22 protein-coding genes are annotated in these 16614 nt (G+C 65.5%); 14 read left to right on the top strand and 8 right to left on the bottom strand.

Going from position 1 to position 16614, the window contains the following annotated elements:
- Positions 1–189: 189 nt before the first annotated feature.
- The 8 genes from AX729_RS04920 (at position 190) to AX729_RS41475 (ending at position 3668) form a co-directional block, all read left to right on the top strand.
- Positions 190–657: a hypothetical protein gene (locus AX729_RS04920; RefSeq protein ID WP_061020781.1), complete on the top strand. Its 468-nt coding sequence runs from the start codon at positions 190–192 to the stop codon at positions 655–657.
- Between the two features lie 22 nt (positions 658–679).
- Positions 680–958, top strand: coding sequence for a hypothetical protein (locus AX729_RS04915; RefSeq protein ID WP_061020780.1), 279 nt, complete (start codon positions 680–682; stop codon positions 956–958).
- A 139-nt stretch (positions 959–1097) separates the two neighbouring features.
- Positions 1098–1352 (top strand): hypothetical protein, encoded by a 255-nt coding sequence (locus AX729_RS04910; protein WP_061020789.1) that lies wholly within the window; start codon positions 1098–1100, stop codon positions 1350–1352.
- A 22-nt stretch (positions 1353–1374) separates the two neighbouring features.
- Entirely contained in the window at positions 1375–2292 is a 918-nt protein-coding gene (dapA, locus tag AX729_RS04905; RefSeq protein WP_061020779.1) for a 4-hydroxy-tetrahydrodipicolinate synthase, read from the top strand.
- 24 nt (positions 2293–2316) lie between these two features.
- Positions 2317–2715, top strand: coding sequence for a hypothetical protein (locus AX729_RS04900; RefSeq protein WP_061020778.1), 399 nt, complete (start codon positions 2317–2319; stop codon positions 2713–2715).
- Positions 2716–2827: 112 nt separating this feature from the next.
- Entirely contained in the window at positions 2828–3016 is a 189-nt protein-coding gene (locus AX729_RS04895) for a hypothetical protein (protein ID WP_061020777.1), read from the top strand.
- A gap of 17 nt (positions 3017–3033) precedes the next feature.
- Positions 3034–3441 (top strand): hypothetical protein, encoded by a 408-nt coding sequence (locus AX729_RS04890; protein ID WP_061020776.1) that lies wholly within the window; start codon positions 3034–3036, stop codon positions 3439–3441.
- 98 nt (positions 3442–3539) lie between these two features.
- Positions 3540–3668 carry a hypothetical protein gene (locus tag AX729_RS41475; RefSeq protein ID WP_283807781.1) on the top strand — a complete coding sequence of 43 codons (129 nt, stop codon included), beginning with the start codon at positions 3540–3542 and terminating at the stop codon, positions 3666–3668.
- Here the strand turns inward: AX729_RS41475 and AX729_RS04885 are convergent.
- Positions 3665–4246, bottom strand: a complete 582-nt coding sequence (locus AX729_RS04885; RefSeq protein WP_061020775.1) for a TetR/AcrR family transcriptional regulator — start codon at positions 4244–4246, stop codon at positions 3665–3667. The two genes, AX729_RS41475 and AX729_RS04885, sit on opposite strands and share 4 nt — an antisense overlap.
- Positions 4247–4331: 85 nt before the next feature.
- On the opposite strand from AX729_RS04885, the gene AX729_RS04880 reads away from it, so the two are divergent.
- The 3 genes from AX729_RS04880 to AX729_RS04870 all read left to right on the top strand — a co-directional run bounded on the left by AX729_RS04880 (position 4332) and on the right by AX729_RS04870 (position 7385).
- Positions 4332–5072: a crotonase/enoyl-CoA hydratase family protein gene (locus AX729_RS04880; RefSeq protein ID WP_061020774.1), complete on the top strand. Its 741-nt coding sequence runs from the start codon at positions 4332–4334 to the stop codon at positions 5070–5072.
- Positions 5073–5141: 69 nt separating this feature from the next.
- Positions 5142–5777: a uracil phosphoribosyltransferase gene (gene upp, locus AX729_RS04875; protein ID WP_061020773.1), complete on the top strand. Its 636-nt coding sequence runs from the start codon at positions 5142–5144 to the stop codon at positions 5775–5777.
- Between the two features lie 33 nt (positions 5778–5810).
- Positions 5811–7385 (top strand): AMP-binding protein, encoded by a 1575-nt coding sequence (locus tag AX729_RS04870; protein WP_061020772.1) that lies wholly within the window; start codon positions 5811–5813, stop codon positions 7383–7385.
- 32 nt (positions 7386–7417) lie between these two features.
- Here the strand turns inward: AX729_RS04870 and AX729_RS04865 are convergent, their stop codons facing one another.
- Positions 7418–8584: an acyl-CoA dehydrogenase family protein gene (locus AX729_RS04865; protein ID WP_061020771.1), complete on the bottom strand. Its 1167-nt coding sequence runs from the start codon at positions 8582–8584 to the stop codon at positions 7418–7420.
- A gap of 181 nt (positions 8585–8765) precedes the next feature.
- On the opposite strand from AX729_RS04865, the gene AX729_RS04860 reads away from it, so the two are divergent.
- Both AX729_RS04860 and AX729_RS04855 read left to right on the top strand, forming a co-directional pair.
- Positions 8766–9269, top strand: coding sequence for a MaoC family dehydratase (locus tag AX729_RS04860; protein ID WP_349643750.1), 504 nt, complete (start codon positions 8766–8768; stop codon positions 9267–9269).
- Complete coding sequence (locus AX729_RS04855; protein ID WP_061020788.1) at positions 9269–10120, top strand: HpcH/HpaI aldolase/citrate lyase family protein; 852 nt, start codon at positions 9269–9271, stop codon at positions 10118–10120. Before AX729_RS04860 ends, AX729_RS04855 begins: the two co-directional genes overlap by 1 nt.
- Before the next feature lie 65 nt (positions 10121–10185).
- Here the strand turns inward: AX729_RS04855 and AX729_RS04850 are convergent, their stop codons facing one another.
- The 6 genes from AX729_RS04850 to AX729_RS04825 all read right to left on the bottom strand — a co-directional run bounded on the left by AX729_RS04850 (position 10186) and on the right by AX729_RS04825 (position 15016).
- Positions 10186–10566 (bottom strand): hypothetical protein, encoded by a 381-nt coding sequence (locus AX729_RS04850; RefSeq protein WP_061020770.1) that lies wholly within the window; start codon positions 10564–10566, stop codon positions 10186–10188.
- Positions 10567–10767: 201 nt separating this feature from the next.
- Entirely contained in the window at positions 10768–11874 is a 1107-nt protein-coding gene (locus AX729_RS04845) for a trypsin-like peptidase domain-containing protein (RefSeq protein WP_082770335.1), read from the bottom strand.
- 164 nt (positions 11875–12038) lie between these two features.
- Entirely contained in the window at positions 12039–12374 is a 336-nt protein-coding gene (locus tag AX729_RS04840) for a hypothetical protein (RefSeq protein ID WP_061020768.1), read from the bottom strand.
- Between the two features lie 87 nt (positions 12375–12461).
- Complete coding sequence (locus AX729_RS04835) at positions 12462–12953, bottom strand: Hsp20/alpha crystallin family protein (RefSeq protein ID WP_082770334.1); 492 nt, start codon at positions 12951–12953, stop codon at positions 12462–12464.
- A gap of 75 nt (positions 12954–13028) precedes the next feature.
- Positions 13029–13490 (bottom strand): Hsp20 family protein, encoded by a 462-nt coding sequence (locus tag AX729_RS04830; protein WP_061020767.1) that lies wholly within the window; start codon positions 13488–13490, stop codon positions 13029–13031.
- A 224-nt stretch (positions 13491–13714) separates the two neighbouring features.
- Positions 13715–15016, bottom strand: a complete 1302-nt coding sequence (locus tag AX729_RS04825; RefSeq protein WP_061020785.1) for an MFS transporter — start codon at positions 15014–15016, stop codon at positions 13715–13717.
- A gap of 390 nt (positions 15017–15406) precedes the next feature.
- Here AX729_RS04825 and AX729_RS04820 point away from each other — a divergent pair, with 390 nt between their 5' ends.
- Entirely contained in the window at positions 15407–16606 is a 1200-nt protein-coding gene (locus tag AX729_RS04820; protein ID WP_061020766.1) for an ABC transporter substrate-binding protein, read from the top strand.
- The last annotated feature ends 8 nt before the right edge of the window (positions 16607–16614 follow it).

Genomic DNA, 16614 nt, shown 5'->3' with positions numbered 1-16614 from the left:
GCCAAACGCGAGCCGATTGAGGCCGTCGTCCCGGCCTTCGCCAGGGACCGCGAGCGAGAATGGCGCACCGCACCCCCATTTATGAAATCCCTATATCTCGCGCCCCCTCGTCATCTCGTTTTCAAATACCGTTCCAGCCATCTTGGAGAGGCCGGCCGACTGACCGACGCCAACTCCAGGAGGCCTGACATGACCGCCGCTCTCCGACGCTACGATTCGCCATCGCTCGGCGACCGCTTGCGCAATGCGCAGGCGATGACGCGACCGTTGATGATCGAGATCATCGAAAAGACCTGCCGGCGCATCCCCTCGCTCGGCCAGAACGGCCGCACCGCACGCCTCACGCGCCTGATCGACGCCGAGGCATGGGCCGACGCGGCGCTGGTGCTGATGGAGCTGGAGCTGCCGATGTGGCAGGTCCGCCGCATCGCCTATGACGAGGGCGAGTGGCATTGCGCGCTCTCGCGCGAGCGAGAGCTGCCGGACTGGCTGGACGCCGCGGTCGAGGCGCGCCATGCCGACCTCGCGCTCGCCCTGCTGTCGGCGTTCCTCGACGTCCGGACGCTGGTGGCGGATGTATCGCGGCCGAGCGTTCCTTCCGTCCGTCCCGTACCGGATCCGCTCTACGAGCCGGTCGTCTGCGACAATTTCGGCTAGACGCGCCCGACGGATCGACGCCATGCCGCAAGCTCCGCACATGCCGCGCATGCTGAGCCCGTCGCGCGTGATCGCGCGCTTCGCCGTCCGGCTCGCGCTGCTCATGGGCTTTGCCGCATTCGGCAGCGTCGGCTTCGGCCGAAGCCTCGCCGTCCTGCTCTGGATGTCGATCGTCCTGTGCGCGCTCGCCAGCCTCGTCAGGCGAGAGCCGCTGTTCGGAGCTGCGCTCAATCATTGGGACGAGGCTGTCGCGTTCGGTGCGCTGTTCGCGCTGGTCCACGTCGTCATCGATCCGGCCTGAACGGCACATTGCGGGCTTTATGATCTTCCTATGAGATCGCTGTGCACCCATCCTCGAAATCATATTCGCGACTGCGGATATTGAGCACGCCGGCATGGACATGTGTCCCAGGCCGGCATCGTTCAGAAGGATCAAACCCGTGAAACTCGTCGAACCTCCCTCGTGCAGCTCGCCTTCGACCATCGTCTTCATCGGCCGCAATCGCCGGGGGCAATGGGTCGCTCAGGAGCAGAACGGCCTCTATGGCGGCCTGTTCGTCAGCCGCTCCCAGGCGATCAAATATGCGCTGTTCGAGAACGGACAGCATCCGGAAACCATCGTCGAGCTGCCACGCGAGATCGAGCTCGACATGGGCAAGACTCCCAATACCACCATCGCGCAGCGCGCCGCCTGAGCCGCGCCAACGGGCGAAAACCATGCTCATCCCTCCCGCTGCCTGGTTCACCGGATTCATTCCGGACCTGCCGACCCCGTTCGACGCGGCAGATGCGATTGATCTCAAGGCCTTCGCCGCATTGTGCGAACGACAGGTCGCGGCCGGCGTCCCGGCCATCGTGGTCTGCGAGACGGCCGGGGAGGCGCCGACGCTCTCGCCGGCCGAACAGGAACTCGTCATTCGCACCGCGGTCGACGTCGCTCGCGGCCGCGTGCGGGTCATCGCAGGCGCGGTATCCAACGCAACCAGCCACGCCATCGAGCTTGCGCGGCGCGCGGAGGCGGCCGGCGCCGATGCCGTCATGTCGGTCGTGCCCGCCTACAACAAGCCGATGCAGGCGGGCATGCTCGCGCATTTCCGCACCATCGCCGGTGCGATCGGACTGCCCGTGATCCTGCACGACAATCCCTCCCGTACGCTGCGCCCGCTCGCCGACGAAACGCTTCTGCGTCTGGTCGAGTCCCGCCAGTTCGTCGGCCTGCGCGATGGGAGCGGTGACATCACCCGTCCGATGCGGATGTCCCGCAACTTACCGGCGAATTTTCGTTTCCTCTCCGGCGACGACACCACCGCATTCGGCTTCCTCGCGGACGGCGGCGACGGCGCGATCTCGGAAGTCGCCAACATCGCGCCGGATCTCTGTCGCACGATCTTCTCGCATCTCAGGCAGGGCCGGCTGCAATCCGCCCGTTATCTGCACAAGCGCCTGATCCCGCTCATCACCTGCCTGTCCAGGGAGAGTCCGGCCGCGCTCAAATACGGTCTCAACGTCCTTGGCTTGATGTCCGCCGCGACCAGGCTTCCGATCGTGCCGCTGGACGCAGCCGCGCAGAGAGGCGTGGTGCGCGCATTCGCTGCGATCGCTGACGAAGAATTGATCGACGGCGTCGGAGCCTGACGCGGCGAGGCCGTCCGGAATTGCATGCTCAACCCGCTCGATGGATCTGACAGGCTGCTCCACGCCTGGAAGCTGGCGCTGCTGCGCTTTGCCGTGACGCGAGACGAAGCCGACAGACTCAACGTTGCAGCGCTCGCGGCGGAGCTCGATCGCCTCGGGGGACGGCGCACCGCCGACGAGACGTTCCACTTCTTCCGGCGAACCAGCTCCCAGCTCTGCGCGGCGATCAGCGGGCAGCCAAAGAACGCCGCGGACATCCTGGACCAGTTCTGCAAGCAGATCGAGGAGCCGCGGCTGCGCCTCGCCTTTGCCGCGGCGGTCGGGATCACGCATTCGGATCCCGCGCCGTCTCGGGCCTCCCGACCGAAGCTAAAGCCCGATCTCTTCAGAGGGCTGCCGGCGCGAGGAACGGCATCTTTATGACATTCATATGCGGATGCGCCGGCGCTCATCTCGCAATCCTACGCAACGATGGACATCATGAACAGCAGATTGGAGCGGCCGTCTCGCTGCGCCAAGGACAAGGACTTCCACGATGTCGATCCTGACACACGGTTTTGACTGGCCCTTCGGGACCGAACGCACGGCGCGCATCTCCAAAGCGCGCAAGGCCCGGATCGAGCGTATCGCGCTCCAAATGCTCGGCCTGCTCTCGATGGGCAGCGTGCTCACCGCGCTGATCGCGCTGAGAACTGCAATCCATGTCTGGCATCTCCCCGCCTGACCCGCGCGGCAGACGTCATGACCTTGCAGCTGTGTGAGGAGGCCGCCATGGCCGCGATCGCCCTTCAAGCCGTGCACCGCCCGCCGGAGTCGCGAACGACGGCGCCTGAGATCTGCGCGACGACGGCACTGAAGCCACTCGACCCTGATGTCGTCAGTGCCGCCATTCCCGCTTTTTTCATCGGACGTAACCGTGCCGGGCTCTGGGTGGCCCGCGAGGCCAAGGGGCGCGTCGGCGGCCTCTTCCTGTTCAGGAGCTCCGCGATCGATTTCGCCAACCGGCAGAGCGCACCGGCACGATGCGCGCTGGTGTTTCCGGCCGAGACCTTCGAGCTCGACGTCGAGAACGAGGGCAATCCGCTGGGCGCGCTGGCGGCGCGATGGCTGAGCAGGGTGAAGCGGCGTCTGCCGCGCCTTGCGAGGTAACGACATGGTCGAGCTGAAGATCGTCATCATGGTCGCGTTGATGGGCGCGTTGCTGCTCGGCATGCACGCCACTGCGAACCCGACCTCGGACGGCTAGCATGCAGCCCTTCAGGGGAACTCTGGAGCAGGCAGTCACCGTGACCATTCTGACGATGACGCTGAGCTTGGTCTGGGGCGGCATCCTGACGCTCGTGATCACGCTGCTGGCGCGTGGACTTGGAGTCTAGTTCCTCACCTCCGCCTCGATCAGTCGTGCCAGCTCCGCCGCGGTGACCTCGATCGGCCGGCGGCTACGCTCGACGCGGGCCTGGATCAATGCGCCCTGCAGCGCCGACGTGCAGAGCACGGCCAGCGCTTCCGCCCGCGGCCTGGCGAAGCCGTCGGCGACCAGCTTGTCGCGCAGGATCGATAGACGCGCCGCATAGGCCTTGCGACCGGCCTCCGACACGGCCCGTTCGCGCGGCGCAAGCTCGAGCAGCACGGTCGTGATCGGGCAGCCGTTGCGGAAGCCGGAGCCCTGCATCCAACCCGCCAGCAGCCTTGCGTGCGCGCGCAATAGTTCGCCGGTCGAGCCGCACTCCGCCGCGAGCTTGGCGACCGTCGCCGCGACGCGGCGTCCCGCCTCCTCCACGGCTGCCACCGCGATCGAGGATTTTCCGTCCGGAAAGTAATGGTAGAGCGAGCCCTTCGGCGCGCCACTGACGTCGACGATGTCGTTGAGGCCGGTGCGGGAAAATCCCTGGCGGCGGAACAGGGTCACCGCTGCGTTGATGATGGGCTGACGGTGCTTTGGCACGGCCGGCATGGCATTCTCCTCCGCTCAAGAATTATATTGATTGGTCTACATCAGCCTCCGACAGTCAAGACATGATCATGACAGGGAGAGGCAGATGCCCAAGGGAGTGACCTACGAACTCAGAGACGGCGTGGCGCGGATCGGGCTCGACGACGGCAAGGTCAATGCGATGTCGGCCGCGATGCTGGGCGAGATCGCAGCCGCCTTCGACCGTGCCGAGACGGAAGCGGAGATCGTGGTGCTGCGCTCGGCGCGGCCGGGCGTCTTTTCCGCCGGCTTCGACCTGAAAGTGTTCGCCTCGGGCGATGCCGCCAGGAGCCTCGAGATGGTCCGGGCCGGCGCGGAGCTCGCGCTGCGGCTGATGTCGTTTCCGCATCCGACCATCGGCGTGATGGAGGGCCATGCTTATCCGATGGGGACGTTCCTGCTGCTCGCCTGCGACGTCAGGCTCGGCGCACGCGGACCGCACCGCATGGGGCTGAACGAGGTCGCGATCGGCATCGCGCCACCCAGCTTTGCCATCGAGCTCGCGCGCAGCCGCCTGCATCCGGCCTGGCTCAGCCGTACCGCCACGCTGGGCGAGATGTACGAGCCGGAGGAGGCGTTGACCGCCGGCCTTCTCGATCGCGTGGTTGCGCCGGAGATGGTCGACACCACGCTCGCGGAGATCATCGCTGGCTTGCGCGCCATCCACAAGCCGTCGCATGCGACCGCGAAGAGGCGCCTGCGCCAGCCGTCCATGGACGCCATGCGCATGGCGATCGACCGCGAGCTGACGATGGCTGCCTACGAGGCGAGCAACCGCGCCCGCAGCGCGGTCGCGATGCCCCGTTAGGCCGCGTCTTCCACGGAAAAGACCCGGCTGATCTGGCGCAATTTCATGGAACGGTGTAGAGCGGTTTTCATGAGCGCCAGCAACGTCAACGTCGTCGCGCACCCCCTGGTTCAGCACAAGCTCTCCCTGATGCGGGAGAAGGACCGCTCGACCAAGAGCTTTCGCGAGATCCTGAACGAGATCGGGATGCTGCTCTGCTACGAGGTGACGCGTGACCTGCCGCTGGAGCTGGTCGAGATCGAGACGCCGATCGCGCCGATGCGGGCGCCCAAGATCGCCGGCAAGAAGCTCACGCTGGCGCCGATCCTGCGCGCCGGCGTCGGCTTCCTCGACGGCATGCTCGCCTTGATGCCTTCGGCGCGCATCGCCCATATCGGGCTCTACCGCGACCCCGAGACGTTGCAGGCCGTGGAATATTACTTCAAGGCGCCGCAGGACCTGTCCGACCGCACCGTGATCCTGATGGACCCGATGCTGGCGACCGGCAACTCGGCCTGCGCCGGCGCCTCCCTGCTGAAGGCGCGCGGTGCCCGCGACATCCGTTTCGTCTGTCTTCTGGCCGCGCCCGAGGGCATCGCCCAGTTCGAGAGCGAGCATCCCGACGTGCCGATCTGGACCGCCGCGATCGACGAGCGGCTCAACGACCACGGCTACATCGTGCCGGGCTTGGGCGATGCCGGCGACCGGATGTTCGGCACCAAGTAGACAGCCTGGCGCGATCGGGTTACTCCGATTGCCATGAGCACCAACGATTTCTCGCTGCAATCGCTGATCCGGATCGAGACCGCCGCCGATCCTGCCTTTGTATTCGACGGCACTCCCTTCTCTCGTGCGGAATTCTCGACGAAGGTCGAGCAGACCGCCGCCTGGCTTGCGGCCCAAGGCATCGGCAGGGGCGACGTCGTCGCGGTCTGGCTGGTCAACCGGGTCGAATGGCTGGCACTGCTGTTCGCCGCCGCACGGCTCGGCGCGGTCGTCGCCGCCGTCAATACGCGCTACCGCAGCGCAGAAGTCGCGCACCTGCTCAAGGTGTCCGGTGCCAGGCTGATGGTGGTCGAGGCCGCCTTCCGCTCGATCGACTTTGCCGCCATCCTTGCCGATATCGCCAAGGCCGAGGTGCCCGCGCTGCAAAAGCTTGCCGTGGTCGGCGCGGATGCAATGCCGGCACACTGGCCCTGCGTGCGGTTCGATGCCTTCGACCAATCCTATCCGCTGGCTCCGCCTGCTCAAGGCGACGTCGACCTGCCAGTGCTGCTCTACACGACGTCGGGCACGACCAAGGGGCCGAAGCTCGTCGCGCATTCGCAGCGGACACTGGCGACGCACGCCGCCTCCGTCGCCAAGGCGCTCAAGCTCGATCACCAACGTCATTCGCTGCTGGCCATGCTGCCGTTCTGCGGCACCTTCGGCCTGACGAGCCTGCTTGGTTTCATCGCAGCCGGCGCCACCATCCATATACTCGACGCCTTCGAGGCCGCGCCGGCCCTGAAGATCCTTGGCGAGCGCAGGATCACGCATTCCTTCGGCTCGGACGAGATGTTCCGGCGCATTCTCGCCCTCACCGATGCGCCACGCCCATTTCCACATCTCGAGGTCTGCGGCTTCGCCGCGTTTCAGCCCGGCTGGCGCGAGCTTGCAGCGGAGGCCGAGACGCGCGGCATGCCGTTGTTCGGCCTCTACGGCTCCAGCGAGGTGCAGGCGCTGTTCTCGATCGCCCGCGCCGGTGATGCCTTCGCCGATCGCATCGAGGGCGGCGGCTGGCCAATGTCGCCAAATGCGAAAGTCCGCGTCCGCGACATCGAGACGGGCGAGCTTGCGGCCCAGGGCGTCTCCGGGGAAATCGAGATCAGCGCCCCGTCACGCTTCCTCGGCTACTTCAACAATCCCGAGGCGACGCGCGAAGCGATCACCGCCGACGGGTTCTTCCGCACCGGCGACATCGGCCGGCTGCGCGGCGACGGCTCCTTCGTCTACGAGACGCGCGCCGGCGATGCGATGCGGCTCGGCGGCTTCCTGGTCGGGCCGGGGGAGATCGAGGACGAGCTCAAATCGTGCACCGGCGTTGCCGACGCCCAGGTGGTCGCTGTCGATCTGAAGGGCCAGGCACGCTGCGTCGCCTTCGTGATCCCGGCAGGGGAGCCGCCGCAGCAGGAGGCGCTCACGGCGCGTCTGCGCGAGCGGCTCGCCGGCTACAAGGTGCCGGCGCGGATCTATGTGGTGGACGTCTTCCCCGTCACCGACAGCGCCAACGGCGTCAAGATCCAGCGCGGCAGGCTTCGTGCCATGGCGATGGAGCGGATCGCCGCCGAATAGGCGGCCTCTTTGATTTGGGACACAAGACTCGCTCAGTACGACTTTGCGAGCCCCAGCACCTTTTCCGCGATGAAGCTGAGCGCGAGTTGCGGACTGACCGGCGCGATGCGCGGGATCAGCACTTCGCGCAGATAGCGCTCGACGTGGAATTCCTTGGCATAGCCGAAGCCGCCATGCGTCATCACCGCCTGCTCGCAGGCCGAGAAGCCCGCCTCGCCTGCGAGATATTTCGCGGCATTGGCCGCGGCGCCGCACGGCATGCCCTTGTCGTATTGCCAGGCCGCCGACATCACCATCAGCCAAGCGGCCTCGAGCTCGACCCAGTTCACTGCGAGCGGATGCTGGATGCCCTGGTTCTTGCCGATGGGCCGGTTGAACACGACGCGGGTCTTGGCGTATTCGGTCGCACGCGACAGCGCCAGCTTGCCGAGACCGACCGCCTCCGCGGCAATCAGGATGCGCTCGGGGTTCATGCCTTCGAGGATGTACTCGAAGCCCTTCCCTTCCTCGCCGATACGGTCCTCCATCGGGATCTCGAAATCCTCGAAGAACAGCTCGTTGGAGTCGACGATCTTACGGCCCATCTTCTCGATCTCGTGGACCTTGATCCTGTTGCGGTCGAAATCGGTGTAGAACAGGCTGAGGCCGTGGGTGGGCGAGCGCACCTCTTCCAGCGGCGTGGTGCGCGCCAGCAGCAGGATCTTGTGCGCGACCTGCGCGGTCGAGATCCACACCTTCTGGCCGTTGACGATGTAACGGTCGTTCTTGGCGACCGCGCGGGTCTTGAGCTGCGTGGTGTTGAGACCGGTGTTGGGCTCGGTGACGGCGAAGCACGCCTTCTCACGGCCTTCGACCATCGGCGGCAGCATGCGCCTGCGCTGTTCTTCCGTGCCGAACACGACGACGGGATTGAGGCCGAACACGTTGATGTGCACCGCGGAGGCGCCGGACATGCCGGCCCCCGACTCCGCGATGGTTCGCATCATGACCGCGGCTTCGGTGATGCCGAGCCCGGAGCCGCCATATTCTTCCGGCACGCAGATACCGAGCCAGCCGGCGTCCGCCAGCGCCTTGTGGAAGTCGTGCGGGAAGCCGCCGTCGTGATCCTTCTTCAGCCAGTATGCGTCTGGAAAGCCCTCGCAGATCTTCGCGATGGCGTCGCGAATGGCTTCCTGCTGATCCGTGAGCGCGAAATCCATGTTCCCGGTCTCCTTGTCGGGAGCCGCGATTCACGCAATCTCCCTGCTCTTCGCGTTTCCCATTCCAAGGCCGTGGCCGATGACTGCGCCCGGACGTTCCCTCACTTGCGTTCTTTAACTTGAAAAACCGGGTACAGATACGTGAATTTGTCGATCAACTGTGTCTACCATGCATGGGGTCATGCGGCGCGACGGTGCGAGCGCGCCGTTATTTCGCAGGGAGGAAACCGCGATGGCCGGGCTTTATTTCGAAGACTTTTCCGTGGGCCAGGAGTTCAGGCATCCGCTGACCCGGACGGTCACGGAAATGGACAACACCATGTTCAGCCTGCTGACGCTCAATCCGCAGCCGCTGCACATCGACGCGCATTTCGCCGAGAAGACCGAATTCGGCCAGCGCATTTTCAACAGCCTTTACACCCTCGGCATCATGATCGGCATGACGGTCTATGATACGACTCTGGGGACCACCGTCGCCAATCTCGGCATGACCGACGTCACCTTTCCTAAGCCGGTCTTCCATGGCGACACGTTGCGGGCCACGACAAAGGTGCTCTCGGTGCGGGACTCCAAATCGCGGCCCAAGGCCGGCATCGTCGAGTTCGAGCACCATGCCTTGAACCAGAACGACGAGATCGTCGGCAAATGCCGCCGCATGGCGATGATGCACAAGAGGCCGGTCTGATGCGTTCGATGCTGTTCGTGCCGGGCGATTCCCCGCGCAAATTCGAAAAGGCGAGCGAAGGCAAGGCCGACGCGCTGATCATCGATCTCGAGGATTCCGTCGTCACCGAGAAGAAAGCTGAGGCGCGCGGGCTGACGCTTGCGATGTTGAAAGGCCGCAGCAAGCCACATCAGCTCTATGTCCGCGTCAACGCGCTCGACACCGGCATGACACTGGCCGATCTCGCCGCGGTGATGCCGGGCAGGCCCGACGGCATCGTGCTGCCGAAATCGCAGGGCGGCGACGACGTGCGGCAGGTCGCGACCTGGCTCGAAGCCCTGGAAGCAGCGGCCGGCATCGCGATCGGCACGACGCGCATCGTCTGCGTCGCGACGGAGACCGCCGGCTCGATCTTCGGGCTCGGCAGCTACAAGGGCTGCTCCCCTCGCCTTGCCGGCCTGATGTGGGGCGCGGAGGATCTCTCCGCCTCGCTCGGCGCAACCGAGAAAGCAAGCGGCGGCGTGTTTCACAGCCCCTATCGGCTGGCGCGCGATCTCTGCCTGATGGCCGCGGCGGCGGCCGAGGTCGCGCCGATCGACACGGTCTACACCGACATCGACAACCTCGCGGGCCTCGAAGCCGAGACGCGCGCGGCACGGCGCGACGGCTTCTCCGCAAAGGCGCTGATCCATCCCAAGCACGTCGACGTCGTCAACGCGGCCTTCGAGCCGACCGACACCGAGCGCAAATGGGCGGAGAAGGTGATCGCGGCGTTCGCGAGCAATCCCGATTCCGGCACGCTGCGCCTCGATGGCCAGATGATCGATAAGCCGCATCTTCGCGCCGCGAAGAAGATTCTCGGCCAGCCCTAGACCAGGGCGCAAGCCACGTCCGTTCGATCGGCTGCGCCCGAAGGCTTCGGCTTGAAGTTTCGGCCTTAGTCGAATCCCTGAACGGGCGGTGCCGGGGGTTGCGCCGGCATGGCAGGCGCGGCTTGAACCGGCGGCGGACTGCCAGCAGCTCGCATCTGGCCGTTGGCATTCATCGCCTCGCGCGTGCGCGGTGCAGCGCGGGTCGCGACCGTGCGGCTTGGCGGCGGCCGGTGTGTTGCCGGCCGAGAACCTCTCAGGCCCCAGGATCGGGCGATGGAAGGTCCGGCGGTGTAGCCAACCAGAGCTCCGGCGACCGCACCGACCGGGCCCAGCACGACGGCACCGGATAGAGCACCGAGCGCTGCATCGCCCGCACGCTCCTGCGCAATCGCGCTCGCCGGCACACAGGCCAGGATTGCAATAGCGGTGATCAGAGCCTTGGTCATCGGAGCGCCTCCCTCTCGGCAGATCACTCCCGCCGAAATATGGCGTGACGACGTTCGCTTGCCGGCCAACAAGAGGCAATCGCCATATGGAACTCGGGCACCCCGTTTCATGCCAGACAACCAGCGCGAGACGTGCTGAGCGAACGCCCCTGATTCCGGCCGTGCTTTCAGGAGTTTCGAACCCTTGCCGGCGCGATAGACCTAGCGGACGATACGATTGCCGCCGACCACGGCACTGCTTGTTTCGACCGCCGGCGCTACTCTCACGACGGCCGTGAGGGGCGCGCCGTTGCGCAGCAGGGTGAGCTTCACATCCTCGCCGACGCGCGCAAGGCCGATCGTGTTGCGGAGCTGGGCGGCGGTGCGGATCGGGCGGTCGTCGGCTCCGGTCACGATATCGCCCTTGCGCAAGCCGGCCTTCTCTGCGGGCGAGTCCGCAGCGATCTCGGCGATCACGGCGCCTTGATTCAGTCCCTTGTTGATCGACGGATGCAGGTCCTTCAGCGAAATCCCGATGCGGCCGCGCTCGACGCGGCCCTTGGCGACGATCTGCTCCATCACCTTGCGCGCCATGTTGACCGGGATGGCAAAGCCGATGCCGACATTGCCGCCCGCGGGTGAGATGATCGCCGAGTTGATGCCGACGAGTTCGCCGCGCAGGCTGACCAGTGCCCCGCCGGAATTGCCGGGATTGATCGCCGCATCGGTCTGGATGAAGTCCTCATAGCCTTGCTTGCCGAGCCCGGTCCGGCTCAGCGCGCTGACGAGCCCGGACGTCACCGTCTGGCCGAGGCCGAAAGGGTTGCCGATCGCGAGCACGAAGTCGCCGACCTCGAGCCCGTCGCTGTCGCCGAGGGAAAGCGCCTTCAGCCCGGCCGGGTTCTGGATCTGGAGCACAGCGAGATCCGTCGGCGGATCACGGCCGATGACCCTGGCGGAGAACTGCCGGCCGTCCTTGGTCGTGATCTGAACGGCGGATGTGCCTTCGACGACGTGATTGTTGGTCAGCACGAAGCCGCGCTGGGCGTCGACGATGACTCCGGAGCCGGTCGCATTGACCTCCTTCTCGATCTGCCTGGGAACGTCGAAGAACTCGCGAAATAGCGGATCGCGATAGAGCGGGTTGTCCTCGCGGACGCGGCCGTGCACCGAAATGTTGACCACGGCGGGCGTGACCTGACGCACCAGCGGCGCCAGGGTCGGCACCGAGCCGCCCGTCTTGATATCCGGAATCTGGCCGGCGGCAGGCTGCGACGCCGTGAGCGTCAGCACCAGCAAGGCCAGCGAGAGCAGACGCACAGCTTTCATCATCGTCACCTGCCGCTTTGTGTTGTGTGGATAGTCGAGGCCTTCGTGGCGTCAGCCTTCGTCGCGTGGGGCGACGATCCAGCCCTGCAGGGCCAGAAACGGAACGGCCCAGGCGGCCAGGGATTGGCCGAGCAGCACGAGTCCGAGCACGGTGGGCGTGAACATCATGCGGCCCGCCTCTCTGCGGCGGCCCATGGCCGCCGCAGCCGCATCGGCACGCCGCCGCCCCGCGGCGGGTCGTCATTGTCATTGTCGCCGTCGAGCTTGCGCAAGGCGGCCAGGATATCGACGAGCCGGACCGTGTGGCTCATGCCGGGAATCTCGCGCAAGGCGGGACAGGATTCGACCGCGTACATGTCGGAGGCCCAGGACGACAGGATGATGCGCTTCTCCGGCGAAGAGAGCTCCTGCGCATTGAGAACGTCGGCTGGCGAGTCGTAGTGGGCCGCGGGGTGAAACAGCGGGTTGAGGCCGCCGGGATCGATATTCACGTTGGTCATCGGTGTGTCTCCCTCATGCTCCTTTCCGGGGGGACGGGCTTGTTGACGATGGGACGGCGGCGCCAATCGCCGCCGTCCCGCTTGACATCAATGCGTGTTGATGGCGATGCGCTTGACGCCTTCGCGTGCCTTCTCCGATTTTGGCAGCGACACGGTGAGGACGCCGTTCCTGAACGACGCCTCGGCCTTGTCCTCCTCGACGCCCTCCAGCGGGATTTGCCGCTCGAAAGCGCCGTAGTAGCGCTCGGTGAAGTACCTGCCTTCGCCGTTGCGCTCTGCCTTCTTCTCGCCGCGGACCGTCAGCACGCCATTGGCAATCTCGACCTGGACGTCCTTTTCGGTCAGGCCGGGAAGCTCGGCCGATACGGTCAGCGTCTTGTCGGTCTCGCTGAGCTCGACCTTCGGCCAGCCGAAACGGCCCTCCATCAACGGCGACAGGCTGTTCGTGCCGAAGCCGCGGAATACGTCGTCGAACAGACGGTTCATCTCGCGGTGAAGCGTCAGCAACGGATCGAAACTCTCGCGCGCCGGCGCAAGCTCCTGGTTTCTCGACCAGGGAATGAGATCACGAAAACCCATGGTTCTCTCCTCCATGCATCGGGAAGCGCGGACGCGCATGGCGCGCCGCGTTCCGCCACTCAATCGATCGAGCCCTCAGGCAGCCTTCTTCTGCTCGATCTGCGATGCCGCAGGTGTTCCGCCCGCGATCGGAATCCGGCGCGGCTTCATGGCTTCCGGAACCTCGCGGACGAGGTCGATGATCAGGAGCCCGTCCTGGAAGGAGGCCTGCTTCACCTGCACATAGTCGGCGAGGTTGAACACGCGCCGGAACGGACGCGCGGCGATGCCCTGGTAGAGGTATTCGCGCGCGGCGGTCTCGGGCTTCCGGCCTTCGATGGTCAGGGCGTTCTGTTCGGCCGTCACCGTGATGTCGTTGACGCCGAAGCCCGCCACGGCAAGGCTGATCCGGTAGTGGTCCTCGCCGGAACGCTCGATGTTGTAGGGGGGATAGTTGTCCTCGGTCGCCTGGCGCAGCGTGCTGTCGACGAGGTCGGCCAGATGATCGAAGCCGATGGTGGAGCGCCACAGGGGCGCAAAGTCGAAACTGGTCCTCATAACCAAGTCCTCCAAAGAGCAAGATGGATACGAAGGAGCGCAAGGCCGGGTCTCAGACGGGGTCCGCAGACCGGTCCGGCGCCCGTGCCGGACCCGATTCTGGCATCCGGCACACCGCTCTCGCGGCGAAAAACGACTTAGAAAGCCGGAAATCGGTTTCAAGAGGCCCGCCTGAAAAAATTTCGAGGCCCCCGCCCCGCCACCCTGGCGGCGGGCATTGATCTTCAGGATCTCAGCGCATCGCGCGCCGTCTCCGGCGCCAGCAGCGTCGAGATGATCGTGACGATCGACAGCGCGATGATGTAGACCGACACCGCCCAGTACGAGCCGGCCCAGGCCAGCAGCGCGGTCGCGATCAGCGGCGAGAAGCCGCCGCTCAGCGCCGCCGCGACGTTGGCGCCGAGCGAAGCACCGCTGTAGCGCACCTGGGTGCGGAACAGCTCCGGCATGAACGCGGCCTTCGGTCCGAACAGCAGCGCATGGGTCAGTGTCATCGTGACGACGAGCGCGAGCGTGATCAGCGCCGGCTCCCTGGTGTCGAGGAACCAGAACAGCGGAAAGGCCAGCGCAACCGAGAAGATGCCGCCGGCGAGATACAGCGCCTTGCGCCCGAAGATGTCGGACAGCCAGCCGGCAAGCGGCAGCGTCGCGAATTCGACGATGGCGGCATAGACCACGGCATCCAGGATCACCTGCCGCGGCAGACCGAGCCTTGTCGTCGCGTAGACCACCGTGAACACGGTGAGGAGATATGCGAGCCCGACCTCCGACACCGTGATGCCGATCGCCAGCAGAAAGCTGCGCCAGTCGCGGCGCAGCACGTCGAGGGCCGGCTGCGCCAGCACCTCCTTGCGTTCGACGATCTCCTTGAAGTGAGGCGTCTCCGCGAGCTTGAGTCGCACGATGAAGCCGATGCCGACGAGCAGAATGCTGATCAGGAACGGCACGCGCCAGCCCCAGCTGAGGAAGTCCGCCTCGGGCAGCTTCGTCATCAGGCCGAAGATGCCGGTGGAGGCCGCAACGCCGACGGGAAAGCCCACCTGCACCAGGCTGCCGTAGAAGCCGCGTCGATTGCCGGCGTGCTCGACCACCATCACGACCGCACCGCTCCACTCGCCCCCGAGCCCAATGCCCTGAACGAAACGGAGGATGACGAGCAGGATTGGAGCCCAGACGCCGATCTGGCTGTAGGTCGGCAGGCAGCCGATCAGGAAGGTGCCGAGCCCCATTGCGATCATGGTGGCGACCAGCATGGTCTTCCGGCCGAGCCGGTCGCCGTAATGCCCGATGATGGCGCCGCCGATCGGCCGGGCCACGAAGCCGACCGCATAGGTCGAGAACGCCGCGAGCGTGCCGACGAAGGGATCGAAGCTCGGAAAGAACAGCTTGTTGAAGACGAGCGCTGCTGCCGTGCCGTAGATCAGGAAGTCATACCACTCGATGGCCGTGCCGAGCGCGCTCGCCCACACCACATGCGCCGTCGTCGTTTTCTCCGCCGAAGCGGAGGCCCCCACTGCTGCCGTCATGCCCTGCCCAAAGATTCCCTTGAGCATCATGGCCAATCGCAGCGGCCGTTGCAACCTGCGGAGGCGTCGGCTCTCGCGCGATACGGCGCGAGATTTTGCGCACGACTGCCACCGCCGTCATTGCGAGGAGCCCTTGCAACGAAGCAATCCAGAATGCCTCCGCGGAAAGATCTGGATCGCTTTGCTTCCGCCTTGGCTCCTCAAGCTTCGAAGGACAAGCCGCTCACGGTGATAGTGCTGAGGCAATTGCGCGCACATGCCAAGCGTCGCCGGGCGATCGTCGAAACCGACCCCCGCAAAATTCGCCATTGACAAACTCATTCGTCAGTATCTAATTTACCGCCAGAACAAGCCCGCCGCGCCAGCGGCTCAATAAGAGAGGAAACGACGATGAGAGGGCTTCTGGCCTGCGCCATGCTCGCGGCCATGACTTCAGCTGCTTCTGCGCAGATCTCCGACGACGCAGTGCGGATCGGCGTGCTGACGGACCTGTCGAGCTGGGGCCGCGACAACAGCGGGCCGGGCTCGGTCGAAGCGGCCAAGATGGCGGTGGAGGAGTTCGGGCCGACCGTGCTCGGCAAGCCCATCGAGATCATCAGCGCCGATCACCAGATGAAGACCGACGTCGGCGTGCAGATCGTGCGCGGCTGGTTCGACAACGGCAAGGTCGACGCCGTCGTCGACATCCCCAATTCAGGCATCGCAATCGCCGTGCACAACATGGTGCGCGAACGGGGCAAGGTCGCCCTGCTCTCGGGTCCCGGCGCGAGCTCGCTGACGGACGAGCTGTGCAGCCCGAACACGATGCATTTCACCTACGACACCTATGCGCTGTCGAAGGTGACGGCCTCGGCCGTCATCAAGGAAGGCGGCAAGTCCTGGTACTTCATCACCGCGGACTACGCCTTCGGCCAGCAGCTCGAGAAGGACGCGACGCGCTTCATCAACGAGATGGGCGGCAAGGTGCTCGGCGGCGTGAAACATCCGACCAACACCGCCGACTTCTCCTCCTTCGCACTCCAGGCGCAGAGCTCGAAATCCGACGTGGTCGCCTTCGCCAATGCCGGCCAGGACACGGACAACGCCATCAAGCAGTCCGGCGAGTTCGGCCTGGTCCAGGGCGGCCAGAAGCTGGTCGGCCTCCTGATGTTCGACACCGACGTGCACGCGATCGGCCTGAAGGCTGCGCAGGGCACCTACATGACCACGGCCTCCTACTGGAACATGGACGAGGCCACCCGCGCCTGGTCGAAGAAGTTCTACGAGCGCACCAAGGTGATGCCGACCATGATCCAGACCGGCGTCTACGGCTCGGTTCTGCATTATCTGAAGGCCATCAAGGCCGCCGGCACCGACGATTCCGCCAAGGTGATGGCGAAGATGCGCGAGCTGCCGATCGAGGATATCTTCGTCCATGGCGGCAAGTTGCGCGAGGACGGCCGCGTCATCCGCGACATGTATCTCGCCAAGGTGAAGAAGCCCGAGCAATCGAAGGAGCCGTGGGACTATCTGGACATCATCAAGACCGTGAAGGGCGAGGACGCGTTTCGCCCGGTCTCCGAATCCAAATGTCCGCTCCTGAAGAAATGAGGTGAGAC

It is taken from the genome of Bradyrhizobium sp. CCH5-F6 (assembly GCF_001556045.1).
In the GTDB taxonomy this organism is placed as follows: domain Bacteria; phylum Pseudomonadota; class Alphaproteobacteria; order Rhizobiales; family Xanthobacteraceae; genus Bradyrhizobium.
The sequence above is the reverse complement of the archived record's forward strand: the minus strand, read 5'-3'. Positions and strand labels throughout refer to the sequence as shown.